The organism is Parabacteroides sp. AM17-47 (assembly GCF_003434625.1).
Classification (GTDB): domain Bacteria; phylum Bacteroidota; class Bacteroidia; order Bacteroidales; family Tannerellaceae; genus Parabacteroides; species Parabacteroides distasonis.
The window spans coordinates 37,823-62,970 of sequence record NZ_QTLI01000023.1; the positions used below are offsets into that span (position 1 = coordinate 37,823).

The following is a 25,148-nucleotide window of genomic DNA, read 5'->3' on the forward strand; positions in this document are numbered from 1 at the left end:
ACGTGTTAAAAGTAATGAAGTTATTCCTTATAGATGCGTATGCGTTAATTTATCGCTCCTATTACGCCTTCATCAAGAATCCGCGTATCAACTCCAAGGGTGTGAATACCTCCGCCATTTTCGGTTTTATCAACAGTCTGGAGGATGTATTAAAACGTGAGAACCCAACTCATATAGCGGTGGCCTTTGACCCGAAGGGACCGACTTTCCGCCATGAGGCCTTCGAGCAATACAAGGCACAACGGGAAGAGACGCCGGAAGTGATCCGTCAATCCGTCCCTATCATTAAAGAAATCATAGAGGCTTACAATATTCCGATTCTGGAAGTACCCCGCTACGAGGCGGACGATGTGATCGGCACCGTGTCCAAACAGGCGGAGAAGGAAGGCTTCGAGGTGTACATGATGACGCCGGATAAAGATTACGGCCAATTGGTGTCCGAACATATATTTATGTATCGTCCGAAATTCGGAGGCGATTACGAGATCATGGGCGTGCCCGAGGTCTTAAACAAGTACGGCCTCACGAGTACGGAGCAAGTGATCGACTTGCTGGGACTGATGGGCGACGCTTCCGATAATATCCCCGGCTGTCCGGGTGTCGGCGAGAAGACCGCTCAAAAACTACTGACCGAATTCGGAAGTATCGAGAACCTGTTAGCGAACACTGATAAGTTGAAAGGCGCGCAAAAGAAGAAGGTAGAGGAGAACGCCGAGCAAATCCGTTTCTCCAAATTCTTGGCGACGATCAAGACGGATGTCCCTATCGAGTTCGATGCCGCCCGTTGCGTTCGTGAAAAGCCAAACGAAGAGCGGCTGACTGAGATTTACACAGAATTGGAATTTAGAACATTTATTAACAAACTAAGTTCTGAGCCGGTCAAAGCCGCTCCGAAAGGTCCCGTTCAAGGCGATTTGTTCGCGATTTTTACGCCCGAGAGTACGGAAGAGCCCAAAAAATCGATTCTCACGGACTTAAAGTCCACCCCCCATAACTATTATTTAACTGATACAGAGGAAAAACAAGCCGATTTAGCCCGCTTTTTATTGGGTCAAGAATTTTTCGCTTTTGACACGGAAACCGATGGCATCGATCCCTTGAAAGCCGGATTGGTCGGAATGTCGTTCGCCGTGAAAGAAAACGAGGCTTGGTATGTCCCTGTTCCCGCTAACTCAGTAGAGGTGGCGAAAGTAGTGGAACGCTTCTCCCCTGCCCTGCAAAATCCGAAATCATTAAAGATCGGGCAAAACATCAAATTCGATATTTTGGTACTTCGTAAATACAACGTGAAGGTAGCCGGTCCTCTGTTCGATACGATGATCGCCCATTACCTGCTGAACCCGGAATTACGGCACGGAATGGATTACCTAGCGGAGACCTACCTCAAGTACCAGACCGTCCACATCGAGGAACTGATCGGCCCAAAAGGAAAGAACCAGTTATCGATGCGAAACGTACCCGTGGAGCAAATCGCCGAATACGCCGCCGAGGACGCGGACATCACGCTCAAGCTAAAGAATTATTTCGCGCCCGAGTTAAAGAAGGAAGGACTGGAATCCCTCTTCACCACGATCGAGATGCCATTAATATATGTATTAGTGGAAATGGAGGCCACCGGCGTCACGCTGGATACAGTAGCGCTTAAGCAATCTTCGGGCGAACTTACCGCCTCCATGAACAAACTGGAGCAAGAGGTTTACGAGCTGGCCGGCACGGAATTCAACATCAACTCCACGAAACAGGTCGGCGAAATCCTTTTCGACCGCTTGAAGCTGGACGAGAAAGCGAAGAAGACCAAAACAGGCGGTTACAGTACCAGCGAGGATGTATTGGAGAAACTTCGCAACAAGCATCCCATCATCGGCAAGCTTCTTGAATACCGCGGACTTAAAAAGTTATTAAGTACCTATATCGACGCTCTACCCGAGTTGATCAATCCGCAGACCGGAAAGATACATACCTCTTTCAACCAAGCGGTAACATCTACCGGACGCCTCAGCTCTACCAATCCGAACCTGCAAAACATTCCGGTACGGGACGATCTGGGCCGTGAGATCCGTAAGGCATTTATCCCGGACAATACGGATTGCCTCTTCTTCTCGGCCGACTACTCCCAGATCGAGCTTCGTATCATGGCCCACCTGAGCGGTGACCCGCATATGATCGAGGCTTTCCAAAGCGGAGCGGATATCCACGCCGCCACAGCCGCCAAGATCTACGGAATCCCGGTAGAAGAAGTAACCAGCGATATGCGCCGGAAGGCGAAAACCGCCAACTTCGGTATCATCTACGGCATCTCCGTCTTCGGGCTCGCCGAGCGTCTGGGCATCCCTCGTTCTGAGTCCAAGGAACTGATAGACGGTTATTTCAGCACCTACCCCCGCATCAAGGAATACATGGAGGAGAGCATCAAGGTCGCCAAGGAAAAAGGATACGTAGAGACCATTTTCAAGCGCAAGCGTTTCCTTCCGGATATCAACTCACACAACGCCGTCGTACGCGGCTATGCCGAGCGAAACGCGATCAATGCCCCTATCCAAGGGAGCGCCGCCGATATCATCAAACTAGCGATGGTACGCATTTACGAACGCTTTGAGGAAGAGGGATTGAAAAGCAAGATGATCCTCCAAGTACACGATGAGTTAAACTTCAATGTCTACAAAGAGGAAGCCGAGGTGGTAAAGAAAATCGTGCTGGAGGAAATGGAAAACGTCATGAAACTACAAGTCCCCTTAATCGCCGATTGCGGCGAGGGAGAGAACTGGTTGGAGGCGCATTAAAATAATGCCGGAATTCCCCTTAAAAAAACATGTACGTGTTTTCCGAAAAACATGTACGACTTTTTCCAAAAACACGTACGTGTTTTTTTAAGACCATAACAGCCTAAGTAAAAACAACAGGGTGTCCTAAATCGCCGGAAGCTTTTTAGGACACCCTATTTATTAGTGATCAAGAGGAACTCTTATTGCTTATAAATCTTCTTAGAGATTATTCCATCCGCCGTCTTTATACGTAAGATATAATGCCCGGGAAGTATCGGCAAGGTAGTCGTATATTGTTTCCGGCTATCTATGGTAGTTCCCCAGACAGATGCGCCGTCGTAAGTATAAAGCATCATATTTTCTATCGCCACATCCGATTGAACCGATAATAGGCCGGAAGCGGAATCAAACGCATATTCCAAATCCGAGACAGACGGCTCGGTAACCTCATTAGAAACCACTAGCGAACCATCGATCTTTAGGCAGAACGTACGATAGCTTTCACGGATATCCGTATACTTGGTTTCCCACAGCTCACTCAAGTCACCTTGGTAAGTAGCCATTACGGCAAGCATATCACCAATACCCCAATCAAACGAGCCACTATAAGATACCGTCTGGCTCTTCCCTGCCGGAATCTCCAGCCAATTATTCACCTCCCAACTGTAATCGTCTATCGAGAGATTAGGATCTCGCACGTAAAGGCCGGCCGTACCTTGGAAATTCGTTTTTTGCTTGTTATAGAAAGTCACCTCAAAGGTAGCGGTCCCACTTTCCGCATCATACTCGACCTTTACAGGATCGGCGGTCAAGCTATTCCGTGCCTGTGAGAAAGAAATAACGCTATCCTTCACATCCAACAAGATATAATCATACGGATGATTTACCGAACGGATCGGACGTAAGATGCTATCTCCTTCCATTCCTCCCAGTACGTACATATACAGAGTAGCCGTAGTATCCGGGATACCTAGGGACTCACAAAGGAAATCTTTCGTTATATAATTACCTAGCTGAAAGTCCGCGATCGTATCTAAAAATGCCGCTTCGCTAACAGGCAACTCCACCGCCTCATTCTCTTCGAAAAAGGCTAATGTATGGACATAGCTCCCATCTTGCCCCAAGTTAAATAGGTTATAAGTAATCGGAAACTTCTCACCAAGCTTGATACTTTCAATATCTTTAGTACCCAAAGAACTGATCGTTAACAACTTCACAGGCTTCGAGTCATCAGACGGTTTGCGGATACCCGTGATCATGGCTTGGCGTTCATTGTAAGTACGTAAATTATCGCCAATCGCACCTAACTCAAAATATCCACTGCCAAACCAGCCCGTATTTAAATGGAAAAGTCCGCTCCGATTATAGCCATCGCAAACAAATGCCCATTTATAGGCCTGATTATTTTCTCCGCTACCTCCTTCATAATAAACCGGACGTTGAGCGGCTAGTTCCGTTTTCAGCAGATCCGTCCATTCTTTTCCGGAAAAGAAGGTCCTATCATACAATTGTATATTCTTATCATATCCAAAATTATTAATGAAAGCCTTCCGTACATCTTCTTTATTAGCCCCCATATCCCATTCATAATTCATATAGGCAGCCGCTCCACAATGAAAAATCAGCGTGGAAACAGCCTCTATCTCATCCCAAGAGGAAGACTCATCAAGAGTAGCAGGCATATTTTCCCAATCATACGTTGTATGCCCAAAATTAGCGGAAACAACCAACGTACTTCCCGGATTCTTATAATTTACGTTACCCATACCGCTTTTCGGATATTGATAATAATTCATGATCTGCGCCATAGCGACACCTTCCCCACCCGCAAAAGTTAGAACATCATTGACAACTGGGCACATCTCATTGTAGGGAGCATCATCCTTCCATTCCGTTTTAATCAAAGGGATCACCGCCTCTGGAAACCGTGAAGAAGCCTCAACACTATCCACCGCTAGAGGCATCCCGGACCGTAACGCCTTTACATAATGGATATACATACGCATAAAATTCTCCATCGTAGCGGACAGACCTTTCTCCGGCAAAGCCCCCTTATCGGATATACCCAATAACTGCTTTCCACGATCTTCTCCGGATACGATTACAAAACCTTGGTTATCCCCTACGTTATACAGGTAAAGTAAGGCATTCTCCACACTCGAGGAACGTAATTTAGAAGGGGCCTCGATGCCTTCCTCCGTCCCTACGTAGGCCAACTTAAACTCAGGAAAAGAACCGGCCCTCAACACCGAGGTATTCTCCATCGAATACTGTTGCTGGGCAATCCGGAGCGCTTCGGCCGAACCTATCGGATCAGCTGAAAGTGTTTGTACACATAGCGTAGCACAAGCTAACAAAGCCAAGTAGACGTGTTTCATTGACATAAAGTTTTGAATGAATATTAAATACTAATACATACAAAGTTATCAAAAGCTTTCAAATTCTTTCTATACATAGGCAAGTCTCTGCGATAATTCATGCTAGAAAATTATGACAAATTAGCCATATGTATACATATTTCATCATATTCTCTTATTTTTGCGGAGATAAGGATCAGTAAATCTAATGGTATGATGAAAAATATCGATGATATCTTTCTTTTACAACGAATCAAAGAAGATGACGAGGCGGCATTCAAATATCTCTTCGACACCTACTTCACCGCTGTGTATCGACTTTCTTTTTTCTATATAAAGAAAGATACGTTATCGGAGGAAATAGCATTGGATGTATTCACGGCCCTTTGGGAGAAACGAAAGACAATCGAGATCAAATTATCCATAAAAGCTTACCTCCTCACCTCTGCCCGTAACCGGACCTTAAACTATCTCCGAGACCATGAACAAGAGCTTTACACGGAGAATATATCCCTTTTCGAATCCGCTATCGAGGAATATCCTCTCGAGATGAAAGAACTGGAACAACTGATAAACGAAGCCATTTATGCCTTACCGGACAAATGTAGGGAAGTCTTCTTAAAAAGCCGTATGGAGAATCGTTCTAACAAAGAAATCGCCACGGATATGAATATCACGGTAAAAACCGTAGAAGCCCAGATAACCAAAGCGCTCAAACATATTAAAGCTCATTTAGGGAAAGGCTATCATTATCTTTTCTGAAAAAATTTCATTCGAGACGTTAGGGTTCTTTTCCAAAACCGTGTCTCTATTATAAAAGGCTAATTTCGGTGTAATGGAAAAAATCATACCATGGGGGCTACTTATAGCTCAATTAAAACACGAATCCACCCCGGAACAAGATGTATTGTTCGACGCATGGATAAAAGAAACGGATAACGCCGAGTTATTCGTCGACATCACCTTGCTCTGGGACAAAATACAAGAAGAGGTATCGGAAGCGAAACCGGATCTGGCAGTTTCTTGGGAAAAGATGCAAACTCGTATACATGCGGGCCAACATAAACAAAGAAATTTACGCCGGATCAAGTACTCAGTTATCTCCATCGCTGCCAGTATCTTATTACTGTTAGGTATCGGTTATAGCTATCAATTCGTACGGCAATATAATACAAATCAATATTATTCCGCCTTGAACGGGAAATCCAGAATAATCTTACCAGATAGCTCTGTTGTCTGGCTAAATACCGGCTCTACCCTTCAATATGCCTCTTCGTTCATCCATAAACGGCAATTAGTTCTGGAGGGAGAAGCCTCCTTTGAGGTCACAAAAGATAAAAGGTACCCGTTTATCGTCTCCAGCGGAGACTTAAAAGTAAAGGTATATGGAACGAAGTTCAACGTATATTCCTACCCGAACGATAATAACGCGAAGATCGCCCTTCGTAGCGGATCGGTATCCGTATCACTAAAAGACGGAAAGGAAGCCTTTCTAAGCCCGGGAGAGATCGCAAGGATCAATAAAAAGGAGCAGACATTGAAGATTGAACAGTCGGATGTGGAGCTAGAGACATTCTGGGCAAAAGAATCAGTATTCTTTAAAAGTAAGTCGCTCGGCTATATCTGTAAATATCTGGAAAGATGGTACAACGTGAAAATCAATGTCGATCCAAAGATAGCCGAGAGTCAATTCTATACGTTCACGGTAAAAGATGATTCCTTGGAAACGATATTACGAACTTTGTCTAAGATTAATCCGATAAAATATACATTCGATGATAACAACCGTGTAACAATAAGTAGTGTAGAACCTTAAATTATTTTGCCTATGAGTATATGACAAAAGACAAAAGGCATAATTTGATTATGCCTTTCGGGGGCATCGCATGCCCTCATAAACGAAAAAAAACGTGAGTTATGACAAAAGTTGGCGCTTTCCGTAGCTCACAGATTCTTAATCTTTTATTAATACAAAAGTATGAAAAATTATTCCATCTTTAAACATTCATTTTGCACTTTATCATTATTTATAGTGATGCTCCTCCATGCGGGAGTAACCTATGCGCAAGAAAAGCTTCGTATTTCTTTCTCTAATGTCTCTCTGGAAGAGGCTTTGAAAAAAATTGAGTCCGCAAGTAAATATACCTTTTTCTATGATGACAAGAGAACGGATCTTTCTCAGAAAGTCTCCGCTAACGCAAATGGTCAAAGTATAGAGGAGGTCCTCAATGCTATGTTAAAAACCACAAATCTCACCTACGAGATCGATAACCGCCAGATCGCTCTTATTATTAAAGAAAAGAATGGTATATCGCAAAAGAGCAAGAAGATTTCCGGTGTGGTAAAAGACGAGAATAACGAACCGGTTATTGGCGTCAGCATCGTTCAACGCAATACCACGAACGGAACGATCACGGATTTGGACGGACGTTTCTCTATGGAATTACCGGAAAACAGCTCGATAGAGATTTCGTATGTCGGCTATGGAAAACAAATTATCCCGGTAGCGAACAAGAGTAATTTCGATATCGTCTTGAAAGAAAACTCCTTGAATCTGGATGAGGTAGTAGTCGTTGGTTATGCCAGCCGCAAGGTTGAGGATATCACCGGAGCCGTTTCCAATATCCGTGCGGACAAGACGAATATAGGAGGAGCCTCTACTTCGGTGGATCAAATGCTTTCCGGTCGTATCTCCGGTGTACAGTTCAAGCAAAACACCTCTCAGCCCGGTGGTGGCGGTAAGACGATTATCCGCGGGCGTAACTCTCTTTTCTTAAATACGGACCCCTTATATGTAGTAGATGGTTTCGTCGTAAACACACCTAGCGCTCCTAGTAGCGGAATGGCGTTCAACGCTCCGGACCGTGATCCGTTGAACTCTATCAACCCGAACGATATCGAGAGCATAGCGGTCTTGAAAGATGCCGCCGCCACCGCTATTTATGGTGCTCAAGGCTCTAATGGTGTATTTATCATCACGACCAAAAGAGGTAAACAAGGTAAAATTCGCATATCCTATGATGGATATGCCGGCGTACAAACTGTCGCTAACGAGTATGACGTCATGAACGCACAACAATATATGCGATACAACAACGCTTTCAATTTGACCAGCTTTACCGAACAAGAGATCAATGCGGCGCAAGCCACGAATTGGTTTGATCAAGTAACCAGAAACGGCTTCTTGCAAAGTCATAATGTAAACCTTTCCGGTGGTTCCGAATCACTTAAATATTATTTCTCCCTCGGATATTACGGAATGGACGGTATCGTGAAAAATACTGGAATGGACCGCTATACCGGAAGAAGTAATATTGAGTATAAGAAAGATAAATTCACCTTCAGTTCCAATATTTTCGCTACCCATATCTTGGATACGAACCAGCCGACGGAAGGTGGTACCCGTAATTCCGTCATCTCCTCCTCCATCGCTTTCGCCCCCAACGTAACCGTACGGGATCAAAACGGAGCGTATAATAAAGATCCGAACAATGATTTTATCGCCAATCCGGTTTCTTTATTAGACATAAACGATAAGATCTATACGGACAAATTAAATTTCAGCGCAGGCGCTTCTTACGAGGTATTACCCGGATTGAAACCGGAGATCAAGCTTACCTACGACGTACAAAACGCCCACCGCAGCTTCTATGTACCGTCGACAACCGCATATAATGGAAACTTTACGCACGGAGGAACCGCTAGCCAAAGTTCGATGAGAAGTACCGGTATCTCCTTCGATGGCTTACTTCATTATGATGCCGTATTCAATAAAAAACATCACGTAACCGGGTTGTTAGGATACGAGTATTACCAACGGGATAACAATTATTTCCGTGCCGAGAACTCAGGTTTTGGTACAGATGCCACACACGAAAACAATCTAGGTGGTGGAAACGCTCCCAAGATGAGTTCTTCCAAAGATCGTCGTAAAGATATCTCCGGTTTCGGACGAGTCGATTATTCTTTCGATGATAAATACCTCGCTACGGTAACGTTAAGACGTGACGGATCTTCCGTATTCGGTGGTAATAATAAATATGCTTATTTCCCGGGCGTTTCAGTAGGTTGGAAAATAGACAAGGAAGATTTTATGGCCGGAGCCGCAGATAAGGTCGATATATTAAAACTCCGTCTGGGTTACGGACAATCCGGTAACTCGGGTATCGATCCTTACCAATCTCTTTCTAAGTATGATATGACAACGAATGGCATTCTCGGACAAAACAAAGTATCCGGAGCCACGCTAACGAATTATATGGAAAATCCGGACTTGAAGTGGGAAACTACCTCACAGGTCAACTTGGGTATCGACTATGGCTTCTTCAGCCGTTTATCGGGTAATCTGGATTTCTTCGTGAAAAATACGAAGGATATGTTAGTTCAGGTTTCACAATCACCTATGACCGGCCATAAATATCAATGGCAGAACGCCGCCTCCATGCGAGTATGGGGTCTTGAGTATAGCTTGAACTCAACCAATATACAAACCCGGGATTTCGAATGGGATACACAGTTGAGTTTCTCTTGGACAGATAATAAGATCACGGATTATAACGTAACCGACGAAAGCACGGTAGCGGCGTTGAATACGATCGGTGTTATCAAGGGAGAGCGCACGAACTCATATTATACCTACGTCATCGACGGCATCGATCCTTCCAGTGGCTCGTATCGTTTCAAGGATTTAGATGGAGACGGTTCTATCACGGTCAAAGACAAAGCGATTCTCGGGACTCCGGATCCCCGGGTAATCCTAGGCTTCGGCAATACATTCAAGTATAAGAACTTCGCTTTAGATATCTTCTTTAACGCTAATTTCGGCAATAAGATGTATAACTACTCAGCGATGAACTTCACGCTGCCGAATACTTTCGAGACTTCCAACTATATGGTAGATGCCATGAATTATTGGTCCGAATCCAATCCGAACTCAGATATAGCGGCCAACCGTGCGAATGGAAATGGTAATGCCCTTTATAATTCCCGCTGGATTGAGGATGCTTGGTTTATCCGTCTACAAAACGTAACCTTGTCTTATAACTTGGCTTCTATCCCTTCACTTCGTAAGATATTCCCGACGGCTAAGATATATGTGCAGGCACAAAACTTGTTCCTGATCACCCCTTACTCCGGCTTGGACCCGGAATTAGCGAATAACGCTTATATGTCCTCTTCCGAGAATCTTCCCGCATTCCTTCCCGGTAGCGTAGATATGAACGCATATCCCCCGGCACGGACATTCACGGTTGGTCTTAACTTTAGTTTCTAACATTAAAAACATACATTCAATATGATACGTAAACATTCTATCCAATATATTTTACTTGCCTTGTTAGCTGGCAATCTCGCTTTTACTTCTTGCTCTGATTCCATGGTAGAAGAAAAATTGTTCAGTCAGATCGGAGACGGTAACCTTTCCGATATCGAAGGCGCTCGTTTATTGACCAATGGTATTTACGGATATGTACAGTATTTCAGTTACTTCGGGGGAAATAATTGGCTAATGAATGTTAGCTCTTACTCCGATGAGTTTTTCTGTAATTGGGGTGGTACGCCTGAAACCGGATGGGGAGGCGCACAAAACTTCCTCAATATGGATGCCGGACATGCTATGTCGGAAACAAACTGGAATAGTGTCTACAGTCTTATTACGCAATGTAATGAGGTAATCACTAAATATGGGGAATCCACAGAACCGGAAATTATCCAGTATGTAGCTGAGGCTCGCTTCTGGAGGGCTTTCTCGTACGACAAATTATATCATTTATTCGGTACGGTTCCTTTGGTTACAGGTAGCCAAGATATCAAAAACGGCATTGCCCGGGCTTCCCAAGAGGAAATGGAATCTTTTATCGAGACTGAATTGGCTGATGTAGAGAAGGTCTTGCCGGAAACTTATTCCTCTACGGATTATGGCCGTCCCACCTCATGGGCTGTCAAGGCTACATTAGCCCGCTATTACTTGAATAAGAAAGATTGGAAGAAAGCTTCCATCTATGCGAAAGAGATTATCGACAAGGGAGGTTTCAACTTGGTTGATTATCAAGATATATTCTCCAAGAATCAAAATGATGAAGTCATATTGGCTATTAATCATATAGCGGAGGCTAATCATGGAAACAAATACGTAGCCTTGGTATTGGAGGCATCCATCCGCGACGCCCTTGGCATTACCGGAGTATCCGCTTCCAACGGATACGGTATGGCCGTACCTTTCTTCCGAACTTTCGATCCGGACGATAAACGCATCACACCTTATAATCCAGCTACCGGCAAAGGTATAGCCGTATCCGGAATCGTTTATAAGAGTGATGGAACGCCGGTTTATGGTACTCCCGAGGAACCCAAAAGCGTAGAGGAACAACTAAGTCGCATACTTACGTTCAAATGGGAGGTGCAAACGAATATTCCATTAGGAGAGGATGCCTCCCTAAATGTTCCCGCATTGCGTCTTGGCGAAGTTATGTTAACCTATGCGGAGGCCGAGAATGAATTAGGCCATTTGGAGGAAGCGAAAACCTATGTCGATAAAATTCGTAGCCGGGCGGGTTTGGAGAATCTCCCGGCAAACTTAAACATGGCATCCATGCGTGACGCCATTCTCGATGAGAGAGGTTGGGAATTGTACCATGAAGGCTATCGCCGTGAGGATTTAGTGAGACACGGCAAGTTATTGGAGAAAGTAAATGAGAAATATCATTATTATTTTGGTAAAGATATGCCATGGAAAAATAATAATGACCGGATATTGCAACCGATCCCGACAAATGCGTTACTTTTAAACCCGCTGTTGAAACAAAATCCGGGATATTGAATCCGGAATCTAATTAAATAACTCAAATTCTTCGATCATGAAATTATGTATATTATTAGCGAGCATCCCCCTTTTCCTTAGCTGTAACGCACCTAAGGCTCCCCAAGCATTCAGCTTGGGGAAAGAGGTTGGTCAATTACCTAATATCCAAGGTAAGAAAGGAAACGGGAACTATTTATATGTTACCGCCGGAAATAACTTATATTCCATCGGTAACCAGTATGGAGATTTCCCGCCGGCAGGTTTCCACGTACCCGGTGAGATGAGCGGTATATGGCAACATCCGATCAAGTTACTGGACGGCTTTACCTTATCCATACAGGATGGGGCAAAATCCATCGTTTTGGATAAATGCGATTCTTTTATCACGTACCCGTTAGCCACCCAATTCAAATATGACGGGGCCGATGATTTGGAAATTGTACGTACGGATTTTGTTCCGGATAGCCTTCCGGTATTGGCCGTAGAGTATCAAGTCCGTAATAAAACGAATCAGCCGAAAGAAATCCTTTTATCACTTACCGCCGATACCGATCTATCTCCGGTCTGGTTAGGTGAACGTAGTGGAATGACGGATACCAGAGACCAATATACCGGTTTGATCCATAATACGGTTTTCGCTAAAGACAGCTTAAAGAATTGGTTCGTCGGCGTTACTTCCGATCAAGATAGCTTATCGATCGACGATTTGGGAAATAGCCCGGTACAAGGCCAAGGGATTTCCGTGAAACTTAATACACCCCGTTTAAACCTTGCGGCCAACGAAGTGAGGAACATCCGTTTCTTTATCTCCGGCTCCATGAAAAACGAGACCGAGATACAAGAGAACCTTCGGGTAGCGAAAGAGAATCTAAAAGACCTGTATGAGCAAAAGAGACTACGGTATGAGGAAATAGACCGTACCGCCGCTATAACCATACCGGATACTTTACTTATGACCGCCTACCAATGGGGTAAGTACAATAGTGATTGGTTGGTTCGTGATGTCCCCGGTTTAGGGAATGCCATGAGCGCCGGACTTCCGGATTATCCTTGGTTCTTTAGTAATGACCAATCCATCACGTTCAAGGCCCTAGTCGGAACCCGTGACCCGGGCTTATTCTACAATTCCATGAAAATGATCAAGGAGGTATCGGACAAGTTCAATAATAATACAGGGCGTATCGTCCACGAGTTCTCTACCAACGGGGCGGTCTATGATAAAGGGCGTATGGAAGAATCCCAAGAGTTTATCATCGCCACTTGGGAAATATTCAAATGGACCGGGAATATAGATTTCCTAAGAACCTATTATGAGCATGGGAAAAAGGTATGGGAGTTTTTACAGGAGCACGATACCAACCATAACTTATACGTGGAAGGCCCCGGAGGAGTGGAGATCAAAGGACTGAATGACGAGATGTTGGACGTAGCCGTTCATACCCAGACATTCTTGGATGTTATGTCACAAGCGGCAGCGGTATTAAATGAACCGGATTTATCGAAAGATTTCGCCTCTAAAGCGGAACAATTGAAGGAAAAGATCAACGAGGATTGGTGGAGTCCGTCCGAGAAACGTTTTGCCGATTTTATCTCGGATCAGCAAAAAGCCGTTCAATTGATCGATATGGCGCTTCAAGAGCGAGTGATCCCCAACCGAAATGAATGGGCACGGAAGGAACTAACAGCCTTGAAAGAGCGGATATTGAAAGGGGAGCATAAGGAAAAAGGCTTTACGGTATTCTATAATGCTTCTTGCCTCTTACCGATCAAGGAAGGCATTGCCGATCGGGATAAAGCTCTTCAAATGTTGGACGAGGTATCTTTCTTTACGAATAAGTTCGGTATTTACGTGGCAGGTATCGCACGACCGGATGATATCACGCTGGAGGAGTGTTCCGTGGCCGACCGCCTCAATGGTGATTTCAATTACAATGAGGCGATCATGCAAGGGGCGACATCCAGCTTAGCGATAGCGGAGTGCCAATACAGGGGATTTGAGAGTGCCCGTAAATATATCCGGCAAATCCTGAATAATTTCAGTTTCGCTACACCCGGAACGACTTATGAGGTTTCTCCGGATTACGGCATGTTCGTGCAAGCTTGGAACGTTAGTGGCTACAATATTCCATTAATACACTACGTATTCGGCGTAGACCCGATGGCTTATAAAAAAGAGATAAATATTAAGACCGATATCCCGGAAGACTGGGAGTATGCCAAACTTGATAATTTGTTAGTGGGTAATAATCAGTTAAGCATTGATTACCAGAAATCCGGACAACAAAAATCTTTTGTTATCTCTTGTACAGAAAACGGGTGGAACCTACATTTTACCATACCAGTCAACTGTAAGTCTATCAAGATAAATGGAAAAGAGATACCCGCTAACTCCGGATCAATTGATTTAACTGGCATCAAGAATACAATCGAACTCATATAGCCAGATCAAAATAATTAATTATGGCATTACTGTAATATATTTGTAATGCCATAATTAAAGCAAAAGATTGTTTTAAATACTCTTGTCTAAATTTCCATATTAATTTCCTACATTTACAGACTTAATGTAACGAAATTATGATTAACACTTTAACATCTTTGCGATTTATATTCGCCATGATGGTTTTTGGGGCGCACTGTTATGTAATAGATAATCACTTCGATATCCATTTTTTCAAGGAGGGATTTGTAGGGGTTAGTTTCTTTTTCATGCTAAGCGGTTTTATTATAGCGTACAATTATCAAAAGAAATTTAGTGAGAATAAGATAACCAAACGCACTTTTTGGGTAGCACGCATCGCCCGTATTTATCCCTTACACTGGCTGACCTTATTGATTGCCGTCGCTTTAGGAAACTATGTAATAGCATCGGGAACTATAGATTGGTGCAAGCATTTCCTCGCCTCACTCACATTGACAAACGCCTATATACCAAAAGACAATTACTTTTTTTCATTCAACAGTCCTTCGTGGAGTTTATGTTGTGAACAGCTTTTCTATATTTGTTTTCCTTTCCTTATAGCATTCACGAAAGACTATAGAAAGTTACTTAGCACTTTCTTGATTTGCGCGATATTGAGCGTTGTCGGTATGTATTTTACTCCTATGGAAAGTATAAAAGGATATTGGTATGTTAATCCAATCACCCGACTTCCGGATTTTATAGCCGGGATGCTATTATTTCAATTATACGACCATTTGAAAACTAAAAACATCACCTCCAGCCAAGGAAGTATCATAGAGATCGCGTCAATAGCATTATTCTTAAGTTTCTATCTGTATGCCGCTGAAATCCCCAAAGTATACCGATACTCCTGCTACTACTGGATTCCCATCGCGTTTATCCTAATAAGTTTTTCCCTGCAAAAAGGTATGGTCTCACGACTCCTATCGAACCGCCTCTTAGTGATTGGCGGAGAAATCAGTTACAGTTTCTATTTGATTCATCTTTTTGTACTGCTCTCTTATGCTAAATGGCAAAAAGAAAGCGACTTTCATATAGACTGGTACATCTCGATCCCGCTTCTATTTTGTGTCATAATCCTGTTGAGCCTGCTTTCTTACTACTATTTCGAGAAGCCTATGAACAAACTCGTTAAAACATTATTAAGCAAACAATCGATGAGGCAACCGGTTAAGCATGAAGAGAAAGCCTAAGAAAATAACCGTATCAGCCTAAAATTGATTATCTTTGCGAACTCAAAACAAGTCGCTTGGGGCGACTATATAACAGATTGATAATAAAAAATACGATAATAATATGGCATTACAATGTGTTGTAAAAGCAGGGTAGAAGCATGAGAAACAAAAGCAAAAAAATGACAAATAAAAACATATAAATCAACAGATTAAGAACACAGAGACGTTTATTCTATTACTCTTCCTTATCGTTATTTATGTTATTTTTAGCCTTAATTTGTTACTCATTTGTTACCTGTTCTGTATTTTTGTAGCGGGTAACAAAAGACTGATAACAATGAGCAAGAAGAAAACTGAACTTTCCACAAAAGAAAAACAGCCAGTTAAAATCAGATACAAGAAACTAGCGAATGGCAATCTTTCTATCTATTTGGACATCTACCAGAACGGAAAACGAAACTATAAGTTTCTTAAATTATATCTAGTCCCAGAAACAAATGAGAAGGCTAAAGCTATTAACAGAAAGAATATGGACTTAGCAGAAGCGATTAAGGCTCAAATGATCATTCAACTAAACACAACCATTCACGGGCTAAGCAATCAAAAAGAAAGTTCCAAAATATTACTACGTGACTATATCCGAAGCTTTGCAGAAACCAAAGGAAAATCCACCCAACAGAATCTCAACTCCCTTGTATATCATCTAGAGCGGAGTAAAGGAACTGATATACAAATAGGAAAAGTAGATAAATATTACATCATGGACTTTATTGAGTATTTAGAAGATGCTCAAATAGAACACACCCAAAGAAACAAAGGAAGAAAGCTAAGCAAGAATAGTCAAGCCATGTACTTTAAATGTCTCAAAATGGTTTTGGATGAGGCTGTAAGTGATGACATAATACCATTGAACCCTATTTTATCTATAAAAAAGAAATACCGTCCATCGGCAGAAAAAGCCCCAAAACGGGAATTTCTCACAGAAGATGAATTAAGGAGATTCGCAGGAACTGAGCATCCAAATGAATTATTAAAACGAGCTTTCATGATCGGCTGTCTAACAGGCTTAAGGCATTGTGACATTAAACAAATGAAATGGGGTAATATAGGAGTTATTAAAAATGGCATAGAATGCATTTCTTTAGTCCAAGAAAAGACAAATGATCCAGTAGATATACCTCTTAACGAAAATATTAGGAAATGGCTACCAGAGCAAGGAAATGCCTCAATGGAAGATCTAGTATTTTCTGGATTAATAACTTTAGGTAGAAGTAATGAGATATTGCCTAAATGGGCTGAAAAAGCTGGAATAAACAAACATCTTACATTCCATTGTTCACGCCATACATTTGCCGTTCTTGCTATTGCAAAGAAAGTAGATATTTATACTGTATCTAAACTACTAGGACACCAAAGTATAACAGTTACAGAAATTTATACAGAAGTTCTTGATAATTCAAAAAAAGAAGCAATGGAAGCAATAGGTAAAATCAATGTATAATTTACATCTATAAATCTTATAATACCCAAACACCATAAATAAGGGGAAAAGGACTCTCGCTGTCGTCCACAGGCACAGGGCCTTCCCCCAACAATCGAACCCCAGTTATCTACCACGCTCCATATTCTATACGTGCCGTACCCTTTTGGGAATCTATACGCATTGTGAAGAAGGTTCCATCTTCTGAAATCTCATTAAAGTAAAAACTACCGTCCTCCGACACGCTCCAATGAGCCGGGGGATTCATCTTCATCCACCAATAGAATCTCTCCGTTTCACGACCCGGTTCAAACTTAATATCTATCCGATCCATATAGTCCAAAGTGAACGACTTTTTTCCATAGGTGCGATCTATAACCTCGTACGCTGGCAATCCTACACCCACCTTGTATGAGATCTCCATCCGGTTTCCATCCGGCTTATTGACAATATCTGATACAAACGAGCAAACATATATTAAGCTAATAAGAGAGATAGGAGATAACAGCGCATAAGAACATCTTTTCCAACTCGCCCGCTGCCATCTCCGCTCAACCCACACGTACAAAGGCGGACAACATCCCCATGAGACCCAAGTAGCCAACCAAAGACAAAAAGACTTAAACGTCCATCGCTCCGGCCTTGCCCAGAATAGAAGGATTATGAAGGCCGGTAATCCAACCACCCCACCAACAATACAAACGAATAAGAAGGTTAAAAAATCTTCCATATCTCCTTTTTTACCGATTATAGGTCATTCTTGAATATAGTAGGATTCAATTCAACCGGGGATCTCCACTCTATTCGATAGTCCTCCCATAAAAAACGTCTCATCGCTTGCCAATACTCGAAGCATGAGACCGGGGTACGAAACCAGCTACCAGAATCAATTTTTTTATCAGAGAAGTAAGATCGTAGCTTTTCCTCCAACTCCTTCTCTATGGATAAATAGGCTTCTGATTCCTCAACCGGATCATGTATTAAACCCGTGATTCGAGGTTTACAATCCCAGCTACAAGAAGCACGATCAAAGCATTTACTTGTTTTCATACCAAACTAATATCCATCATCAACTCTTTTTTCTTCACATGTTTTCATCACCATAAATATGTTACTGAGCCACGCAAGGATCTAGGCCTTTAGGCGTACCATTCAAGATATTAGAGACCTCACGACAGCCGCAATCACACACACCGATATCAGAACAATTCGCGCAATAAGCCGGATGATAGTCGCTTTGAGCAAACAGATTCCAATACGCATTGTCTGTTATCATTTCCCCCTCTAAAACATGCCCGACAATCCTTGGGGAATGATTACACGTCCGGATCTGTCCGCTCGGATCTATCGCAAAGAATCCCTTGGCGGCAGCGCATTGAGTCCCAATCCCCAGGTAACGATATTTATTGATATCCTTGATGAGGCACCTCGGGAACTCCGTCCCTACATATCCATAACATTTCCTATACGATAAGACCTCTTCCGCCGTATCAAGCATTCCATTCAATTGCTCCCTGCTCAACTCAAGCTTATGGCGATACAGCAAGCCTCGTCCCCCGGGTAAAAAACGGTTTAACAAGACTGATGAGGCCCCATTCAATAACCCTAAAGCTATCGTTTCGAATAACTCGTCATAATTTATTCTTGTCACCGTAATATTAACCGTCGTTCTAAGCCTTAGTCTTTTCGCTTCCCTGAACCAACCCAATACTCCATCCGCATTATCAACCCCGGTATGATCCTTAAACGTAGCATACCCCGGTAAACTCATCGCTAAGTTCACATGGTAACGTTGGAAAAGCCGAAGATACTCATTCGTCATGAAACGTCCATTTGAGATCAAGGTAATCCCCGGATACTTGTTTCTCTTACCACTCTGTATATGGATGTACTCAAGTATTTGAGGTAGGCAATCCTTTAGCAAGGCCTCACCTCCGGAGATAGAGAAAACCTCCACGCCCTTGTCATACAATCTATCTACCACCTCTTTCCACGCTTGTAAATCCAGTTCCTCACCTTTGGGATATTTCCCCTCGGGAGCATACCAAGGACAGGAACAAAAGAGACATCGGTGATTACATTGGTATGTAACCTCCAACACCGCATTTCTTGGTAATCTTATAACCCGATTCCTCATGATTCTATGCCTACTATTTTCTTCAAGAAATCCAAATGTTCCACAAAACGTATACAACTGTCATCCTTGGGATAAGAGAACTCCCTATCTAACCGTCCCTCCATGTATCCTTTCCTAGAATCTTTAGGATGAAAATCTATTTTTCCCATACTATCCTTAAGATATTGAATAAGATAAAGTGCATCTTTTAAATCTCCCAATGATATGTAATCATGGCTCATTCTTACTTTCTCCCACAGAGCAAGGAAAGCTTTAAGCTCTTCTATTGAGGCCGGTATCATATTATATTTATCACTTCCAGAAATATATACAAAAAGATACATGTCAACCCCCGTTTGACAGCAAGCGGAACATAACATCATCGCCATTATATGACATTTATCGGTCCAGCCTCCTAACTCAATATTTATCAACTCTATAGCATCTTTTATATAATCAAAATCTATCTGATTCAGATGCTCCATGCTCACCATTTCTTTCCAGCATTTAGGGCATAACCAGATACCTGTCATTTCCTCTATAACGAGCAGGTCCTCTATGATAAACTCATCGTACCCATACTCTCCTTTAAGAAAAGCTAAAACTATCCTAAGTTTCTCAATAGAGGCCAATGCCACATGATACGTTTGCATACCCTTAAAGCGAATATAGAATAGTAAATCAATCCCTGTCGCTTTTTTCTCTCTCTGACTGCAAACAGAGCACACCCTTCTCACCTTCACGTCATACCCTAAATCTACCATCTCATAAATGATCTCTTGCATAATCTCAATATCATGCTCGTATTCATATCCATAGGTCTGAACTTTTACCTCCCGACCACATTTAGGACATATGAAAGAATAAAGCATATCTGGTGCGGCCGGGCTGTAGCACATGGCTCCCTCAGATCTTCTTGTCTCTATTATTGAACCAATGTCATCCCCCGCCATTTGTTTCAAGCGGACAATAAGGTTTTCACGTTCCAGACTTGGTTGTTCCTTCAATTCCTTCTCATGCTCATGCAGTATTGTTTCCAGCCACTCTCCACCATTATCGACCTCTGGAGTTTCTGCTAGCTTACGCCACCATTCCCTATAATCTCTTTTTCTTTCATCTTCACTTTTATATTCGATATACATTATTCCATGTTTTTAGATTGTTAATAAAAGAAATAAGACATATGTAAACTCTCACCCCAAAGTACCAAAGAGAAAATGGGGGCTGGTGTCCCCACCGCCGCCTTCCGCACCCGCTCGCAGCCTCCTCCTTTGGTGCCGCCCCGATCCACGCCATATAAAGCCATAAGTAAATACACTTTTTGTATTATACATTTTATTTATCATCCCCCTTACTTTTCCATAAAGGATCTAATAGATTAATTATCACATCTATATATTCATTCTTTCATTCATTTTACTTATTGATATCGCTCCATTTTGTAATAAAACAAGAGCGATACCAAAAGTAAAGGTCACATCCCCCTCCTATTTGATTATTGTCAGACAAATAACGATCATCTAAAAATACACATTACATCAGATTTCTAAAAGTTCCATGCTTAATTCTCTTCTAAAAAGCCCATAGTTCCTCTTCTACTTATCATAAAAACCTTCAATCTATTACTAGTTACCCTTAGCTGAAAAACCATTTTTTCTCCACTCTCATTTAGGGCTTTTATTGCCCAAACTGTTTCATTGGTATATTTAGCTATTTGATCCACCGATAACACATTGAATATATGATATTTATCACCTATCCTCAACTCCACATATGACCTTTCTGCATTGATTGTTATATCTACAATACCGTATGTCGCTTCCCAGTTATTATAAGCTCTAGGATCAATATCTGCATTTTTACACCAATATTGAGGAGATATGTGTATCGTCTCAGCAGCAGCGGCTAATGTTACCAATATAACAATTAATAGTGATATAGCTTTTCTTATCACCATCTCCTTCTCTGCGATTTAGCCCATGATCTGAAATGCCTTTTCCAGCTATCCAACCAGGACAAGAGTTCTCTAATCTCGTCATTATCTGAATAATTAACTTTTGTCCTTTCCACAGTCTCATAAAACTTATTCAATTCTTTCTTCTGAGCTTCATTAAATCCTCCAATAGCTATCTCAACATCATCTATTGTATCAAACACATCATTTACTTTATCATTTACTTTATCTTTGTTCGCATCTATCCTAGCCTGCAATATCGCTGCTCCCTGATACAACAAGTTCATGTTATAAGGATTATAACTTTGGGCTATTCCTGTTGTTGTCCCAACACAAAAAAACATAACAACCAAAATCAAAACTTTCTTTTTAAACAAATAGATAAATGGTATGTTATCTACTACATATATATTCTTATTTATTGCTAAATCTACCTTTATTTGTTCCATATACATTTTATCATTTTTAATAATATACAACATTCAACTAATTGATAATCATCATTATTTAGATTCTCTAAAGATACATCATGACTTGTATCCCTACTTAATAAAGCGAATCAACGGAAATATCCAGTATATATAGTATCAGTATTACTGAATGCCACTATAGACCTAGACTATAAGTGTAGATACTAAGCACTAATGATTATGGCCTGTACCCTACTAGTGAAATAGACGTATGCACCGGATATAATCCATGAATTTCACTTGACTCATAAATCGACACCAAATTTCTTTAACTGCTATTAGCATAGAGAATGCTATATTTGCTATACTAATTTAAGACTCACTTTTATGAAAATAAATCTTATCATAATCATAATAAAAGATATAACTACAATAACTATGTAATCTTCTTTTAAGCTTTCAAAAGTACAATACAATTTTATCTCAGTCACCTTATTCTCTCTCCCATTTATAAGATCTCCAACAGTATACTGAACACCACTTGTTCTTATAGAACAGCCAAAAGGTGTTGAATAATGAATAGAACTAACTCTACTATCAAATTGATAACGCCCTTCAGCTGATGTCACTGGAATATATTGCAACGTACCTCCAACAAAATCAACCACAAATACAATAAGAAAGGCTGTAAGAAAAGAGAACAAAGCGAACAACAGATTTTTTCGTTTTAAGACTATAACCTTTTTAGATTCCATAAATATAAAATTAGCCCTCCCTGCCCCCTTCGTTCGGTGATTTCTAAATAAAAAAGCGTGGGGACTATTGATATTATCACATTTGAGGCTCTGGACTGCCCATCGAACGATAATATACAATAGCCCCACGCTTTATGAGCGTATATAGTTCTCCCGTAAAGGAAATATATAACGACATAAGCGCAGGAGCATCTTGGCTATTATCCCGCTCGATGAAATTGTCCAGATTCCAAATGTGAGATAATATCTTAACGCTTCTACGTTATTTTCAATACATCGCAAATGTATTACATATAAAACAAAGGGCAAAGAAAATCGCAGAGAATCTTATTTAAAGCTACTCACAAAACATTTCAAGAAAACACATGAGAGGAATATAGGGGCGGGGTTATATAGCCTAAAACGGGCTTAAAAACGCCTTATACGCCAACATGCACTATCGTATAGCAGTTTGCCGAAAAGTACGAGATTGGCAACTTGGTTGATAGTGATCGCATTAAAAATGAGAGAGGCGAAAGATACCACCTCCTCGGAAATATCCCCCACCTCTCTAAATTTATTTGATATACCCCCCAATAAAGGGTTATTTTCTAAAACAATACATTGAGTTATTTACAGAGCAACCGTTCTATCTTATCCTTAAGCGGAAATAGATCTGTTTGAATGGTTCCCCACACTATCTCATCCCGAATCTGATAATACCCATGCACCAACACATGGCGCATGCCTATGACCTCATTCCATGCGATCTCCTGATGTTCCTCCCGAAATTCCTTTGTAATCAAATAAGCAGCCTCCCCCACAATCTCCAAATTCTTGATGACCGCAAAACGCAATATCTTGTTTCTGGAATACTCCTCAAAAGTCACATCTGTCGTGAACTCAATGACATTATTTATCGCCTCCAGCATATGCCGTAGACGTGTATTGTCTTTAGGCTTCTCTCTCATATACCAATATTTTATCCCGATCTACAGAAGAAACGGCAAAATCCTTCAATTGTCCTTCCTCCACCAAATCAACCTTACGATGCAACAATTGGCTTAGAGCTTCCACCATACCAGCATACTTGAATAATGTAATACGAGCGTGGGAGTCAAAACGAACCAGAATATCAATATCGCTATCCTTCGTCTCCTCTCCACGTGAACAGGAACCAAACACCCATGCTTTCTCTATTGGTTGCAAAGAGAAAAAGCCTCTTAGCTTATTAATTATCTGTTGTTTCATCTTTTAGTGATTACCTCACGCAAATATAACGAACATTTTCTAAATTCCGTTTTATCGTGATTCTTTTTTGGAAAATCATTTACAGAACAATATCCTCTAAAAACAAAAGAAGCGAGAGATACCACCTCCCCGGAAATATCCCCCACCTCTCTAAATTTATTTGACAGATCCCCGACAAGGGTATTATTTCCTACATTTTATTAGGAAAAAATTAAGACTAGATACGTTGTAAGCCTCAAATATGGGCAAAACAATGATATTTAATCAAATCTCTTTAACTTCAAAAATGACCTGAATTTCACATCAAATTCTTCTATCTCTGGGCCAACGTCTTTTCCTTGAGAAGAGAAACAACACTTCTTGATCTTTTCTATAATAGACTTGCAGGCTCTTTGCGCCAATTCTCCATCACGTACACGAGCCTTAAATCCAGACCTCAACGGATCAAATCCATTACGATTAACATAATCACATAAGGCACAATCTTTCAAAATCTTTATCCCATTTATCTTATCAAGCGGTAAAGACTCTTTACTCACCTTGACTTTGGAATAACAAGATAAGAACCGATCCAGCAAATCATTCCAAAAGCTAGGATCATATAACATTGACGCAGTAACCGATCTCCCAAAGCACCTCCTAACTTTCTTTATCCGAAACTCGCATCGAGCTATATTCTTATTATTACTCCCCTGTTCCTTTCCTTTATCGTAAAACAAAAGTTCTTTCTCTGCTGTTTGAAACGTAATTCCTGTAGAATATGAATGACACCTAAAATAAGGTAAATCTAACATCCGATTGAAATATTCTATTGGAGACCGCTGTAACTCCAAATCCATTGCTAAATCCAGTCTAGTCACAGTGACCTTATCCATAGGGATGTTTAAATCCTCTCCTATCCTCTCAATGGCTTTCCGTACGTCCTCTAAAGGGAAATCGTGCATGTTGATACCGTAGTAATATTTACATAAGCTACAAGCATTGATTTTTAGAATATGAGTATTTACATACACATTATACCCCTTATATTTCCCACGTACATAAGGGAGGCCATCATTACCAATACAATCACTTCTATTCATCAAGTATGGCGACACTTCCGCTAACAAATCTATTTCTGGAACATCTTTCTGATTAAGAACAAAGTCAACCGTATCATATAACATATGACCATGTACCATATCATGCAACATACTACTATATTCAGTACATGAATCATGTCCTTTCTCACACCTTGATAGATTGACATAGATTTTAGAAGCTATCTCATCTTTCATATTCTCCCCCTTCCTTTTTTATTCATTACAACATGATTTATAGCGGCTTGCTCTATCTCTTCTACTGAATCAACACGATTTCGTTTAAGCCAACCCTCAACCTCCGAGCGATCAAAATAAATCTGCTTCCCTGAAGGTTTATAATGAGGTATTTGACAAGAGCTAGTTAATCTATATAGATGAGATTTACTTAATCCGGTAAGTAACATTACCTCATCCATGTTCAACACTTGTTTTGCTGCTAATAACAAATTTTTATCAATCCTTTGAAGGATCATCCATATTTTCCTGTCCATAATTAATAAAATAAATTAACCGTATATCCAGTCATATGTTGGTTATATGCTTTCTATACATCCCAATGACGTA

General features: G+C 41.3%; 21 protein-coding genes. 8 read left to right on the plus strand and 13 right to left on the minus strand.

Annotated elements, in window-relative coordinates:
* The first annotated feature begins 14 nt into the window (after positions 1-14).
* On the plus strand, positions 15-2,780 hold the full coding sequence (gene polA, locus DW205_RS17615) for a DNA polymerase I (RefSeq protein ID WP_005863801.1): 2,766 nt from the start codon (positions 15-17) through the stop codon (positions 2,778-2,780).
* Between the two features lie 182 nt (positions 2,781-2,962).
* On the opposite strand, the gene DW205_RS17620 is transcribed toward polA, so the two are convergent.
* Entirely contained in the window at positions 2,963-5,140 is a 2,178-nt protein-coding gene (locus DW205_RS17620) for a C10 family peptidase (protein WP_005863799.1), read from the minus strand.
* A 192-nt stretch (positions 5,141-5,332) separates the two neighbouring features.
* Here DW205_RS17620 and DW205_RS17625 point away from each other — a divergent pair, with 192 nt between their 5' ends.
* The 7 genes from DW205_RS17625 (at position 5,333) to DW205_RS17655 (ending at position 17,058) form a co-directional block, all read left to right on the plus strand.
* Positions 5,333-5,881: an RNA polymerase sigma-70 factor gene (locus DW205_RS17625; RefSeq protein ID WP_008773220.1), complete on the plus strand. Its 549-nt coding sequence runs from the start codon at positions 5,333-5,335 to the stop codon at positions 5,879-5,881.
* 73 nt (positions 5,882-5,954) lie between these two features.
* Positions 5,955-6,935: a FecR family protein gene (locus tag DW205_RS17630; protein WP_005863794.1), complete on the plus strand. Its 981-nt coding sequence runs from the start codon at positions 5,955-5,957 to the stop codon at positions 6,933-6,935.
* Between the two features lie 162 nt (positions 6,936-7,097).
* The gene (locus tag DW205_RS17635) at positions 7,098-10,391 is read left to right on the plus strand and encodes a TonB-dependent receptor (RefSeq protein ID WP_005863792.1); all 3,294 of its coding nucleotides are present in this window, start codon (positions 7,098-7,100) and stop codon (positions 10,389-10,391) included.
* A gap of 21 nt (positions 10,392-10,412) precedes the next feature.
* A complete protein-coding gene (locus DW205_RS17640; protein ID WP_005863790.1) occupies positions 10,413-11,936 on the plus strand; it encodes a RagB/SusD family nutrient uptake outer membrane protein in 1,524 nt (507 codons plus the stop codon).
* 37 nt (positions 11,937-11,973) lie between these two features.
* Entirely contained in the window at positions 11,974-14,358 is a 2,385-nt protein-coding gene (locus tag DW205_RS17645; RefSeq protein WP_005863788.1) for a hypothetical protein, read from the plus strand.
* Between the two features lie 137 nt (positions 14,359-14,495).
* Positions 14,496-15,575: an acyltransferase gene (locus DW205_RS17650; protein ID WP_005863786.1), complete on the plus strand. Its 1,080-nt coding sequence runs from the start codon at positions 14,496-14,498 to the stop codon at positions 15,573-15,575.
* 319 nt (positions 15,576-15,894) lie between these two features.
* The gene (locus DW205_RS17655; RefSeq protein WP_121963123.1) at positions 15,895-17,058 is read left to right on the plus strand and encodes a site-specific integrase; all 1,164 of its coding nucleotides are present in this window, start codon (positions 15,895-15,897) and stop codon (positions 17,056-17,058) included.
* Positions 17,059-17,167: 109 nt separating this feature from the next.
* Here the strand turns inward: DW205_RS17655 and DW205_RS17660 are convergent, their stop codons facing one another.
* From DW205_RS17660 to DW205_RS17710, 12 genes are all read right to left on the minus strand, one after another.
* Positions 17,168-17,767 (minus strand): hypothetical protein, encoded by a 600-nt coding sequence (locus DW205_RS17660; RefSeq protein WP_121963124.1) that lies wholly within the window; start codon positions 17,765-17,767, stop codon positions 17,168-17,170.
* 17 nt (positions 17,768-17,784) lie between these two features.
* Positions 17,785-18,087 carry a hypothetical protein gene (locus DW205_RS17665; protein WP_121963125.1) on the minus strand — a complete coding sequence of 101 codons (303 nt, stop codon included), beginning with the start codon at positions 18,085-18,087 and terminating at the stop codon, positions 17,785-17,787.
* A 61-nt stretch (positions 18,088-18,148) separates the two neighbouring features.
* The gene (locus DW205_RS17670; RefSeq protein WP_121963126.1) at positions 18,149-19,174 is read right to left on the minus strand and encodes a radical SAM protein; all 1,026 of its coding nucleotides are present in this window, start codon (positions 19,172-19,174) and stop codon (positions 18,149-18,151) included.
* On the minus strand, positions 19,171-20,295 hold the full coding sequence (locus DW205_RS17675) for a hypothetical protein (RefSeq protein WP_121963127.1): 1,125 nt from the start codon (positions 20,293-20,295) through the stop codon (positions 19,171-19,173). Before DW205_RS17675 ends, DW205_RS17670 begins: the two co-directional genes overlap by 4 nt.
* A gap of 20 nt (positions 20,296-20,315) precedes the next feature.
* Entirely contained in the window at positions 20,316-20,459 is a 144-nt protein-coding gene (locus DW205_RS22355) for a hypothetical protein (RefSeq protein WP_199565865.1), read from the minus strand.
* Positions 20,460-20,714: 255 nt separating this feature from the next.
* Positions 20,715-21,110, minus strand: a complete 396-nt coding sequence (locus tag DW205_RS17680; protein ID WP_121963128.1) for a hypothetical protein — start codon at positions 21,108-21,110, stop codon at positions 20,715-20,717.
* On the minus strand, positions 21,104-21,556 hold the full coding sequence (locus DW205_RS17685) for a hypothetical protein (protein WP_147326767.1): 453 nt from the start codon (positions 21,554-21,556) through the stop codon (positions 21,104-21,106). Before DW205_RS17685 ends, DW205_RS17680 begins: the two co-directional genes overlap by 7 nt.
* Before the next feature lie 323 nt (positions 21,557-21,879).
* Positions 21,880-22,272 (minus strand): hypothetical protein, encoded by a 393-nt coding sequence (locus tag DW205_RS17690; protein ID WP_121963130.1) that lies wholly within the window; start codon positions 22,270-22,272, stop codon positions 21,880-21,882.
* A 608-nt stretch (positions 22,273-22,880) separates the two neighbouring features.
* A complete protein-coding gene (locus tag DW205_RS17695; RefSeq protein WP_044548218.1) occupies positions 22,881-23,222 on the minus strand; it encodes a DUF86 domain-containing protein in 342 nt (113 codons plus the stop codon).
* Positions 23,206-23,502 carry a nucleotidyltransferase family protein gene (locus tag DW205_RS17700; protein WP_005865085.1) on the minus strand — a complete coding sequence of 99 codons (297 nt, stop codon included), beginning with the start codon at positions 23,500-23,502 and terminating at the stop codon, positions 23,206-23,208. The genes DW205_RS17695 and DW205_RS17700 overlap by 17 nt, the downstream gene beginning before the upstream one ends.
* A gap of 260 nt (positions 23,503-23,762) precedes the next feature.
* Positions 23,763-24,779 carry a hypothetical protein gene (locus tag DW205_RS17705; RefSeq protein WP_121963131.1) on the minus strand — a complete coding sequence of 339 codons (1,017 nt, stop codon included), beginning with the start codon at positions 24,777-24,779 and terminating at the stop codon, positions 23,763-23,765.
* Positions 24,776-25,075, minus strand: a complete 300-nt coding sequence (locus DW205_RS17710; protein ID WP_121963132.1) for an AlpA family transcriptional regulator — start codon at positions 25,073-25,075, stop codon at positions 24,776-24,778. Before DW205_RS17710 ends, DW205_RS17705 begins: the two co-directional genes overlap by 4 nt.
* Positions 25,076-25,148 lie beyond the last annotated feature (73 nt).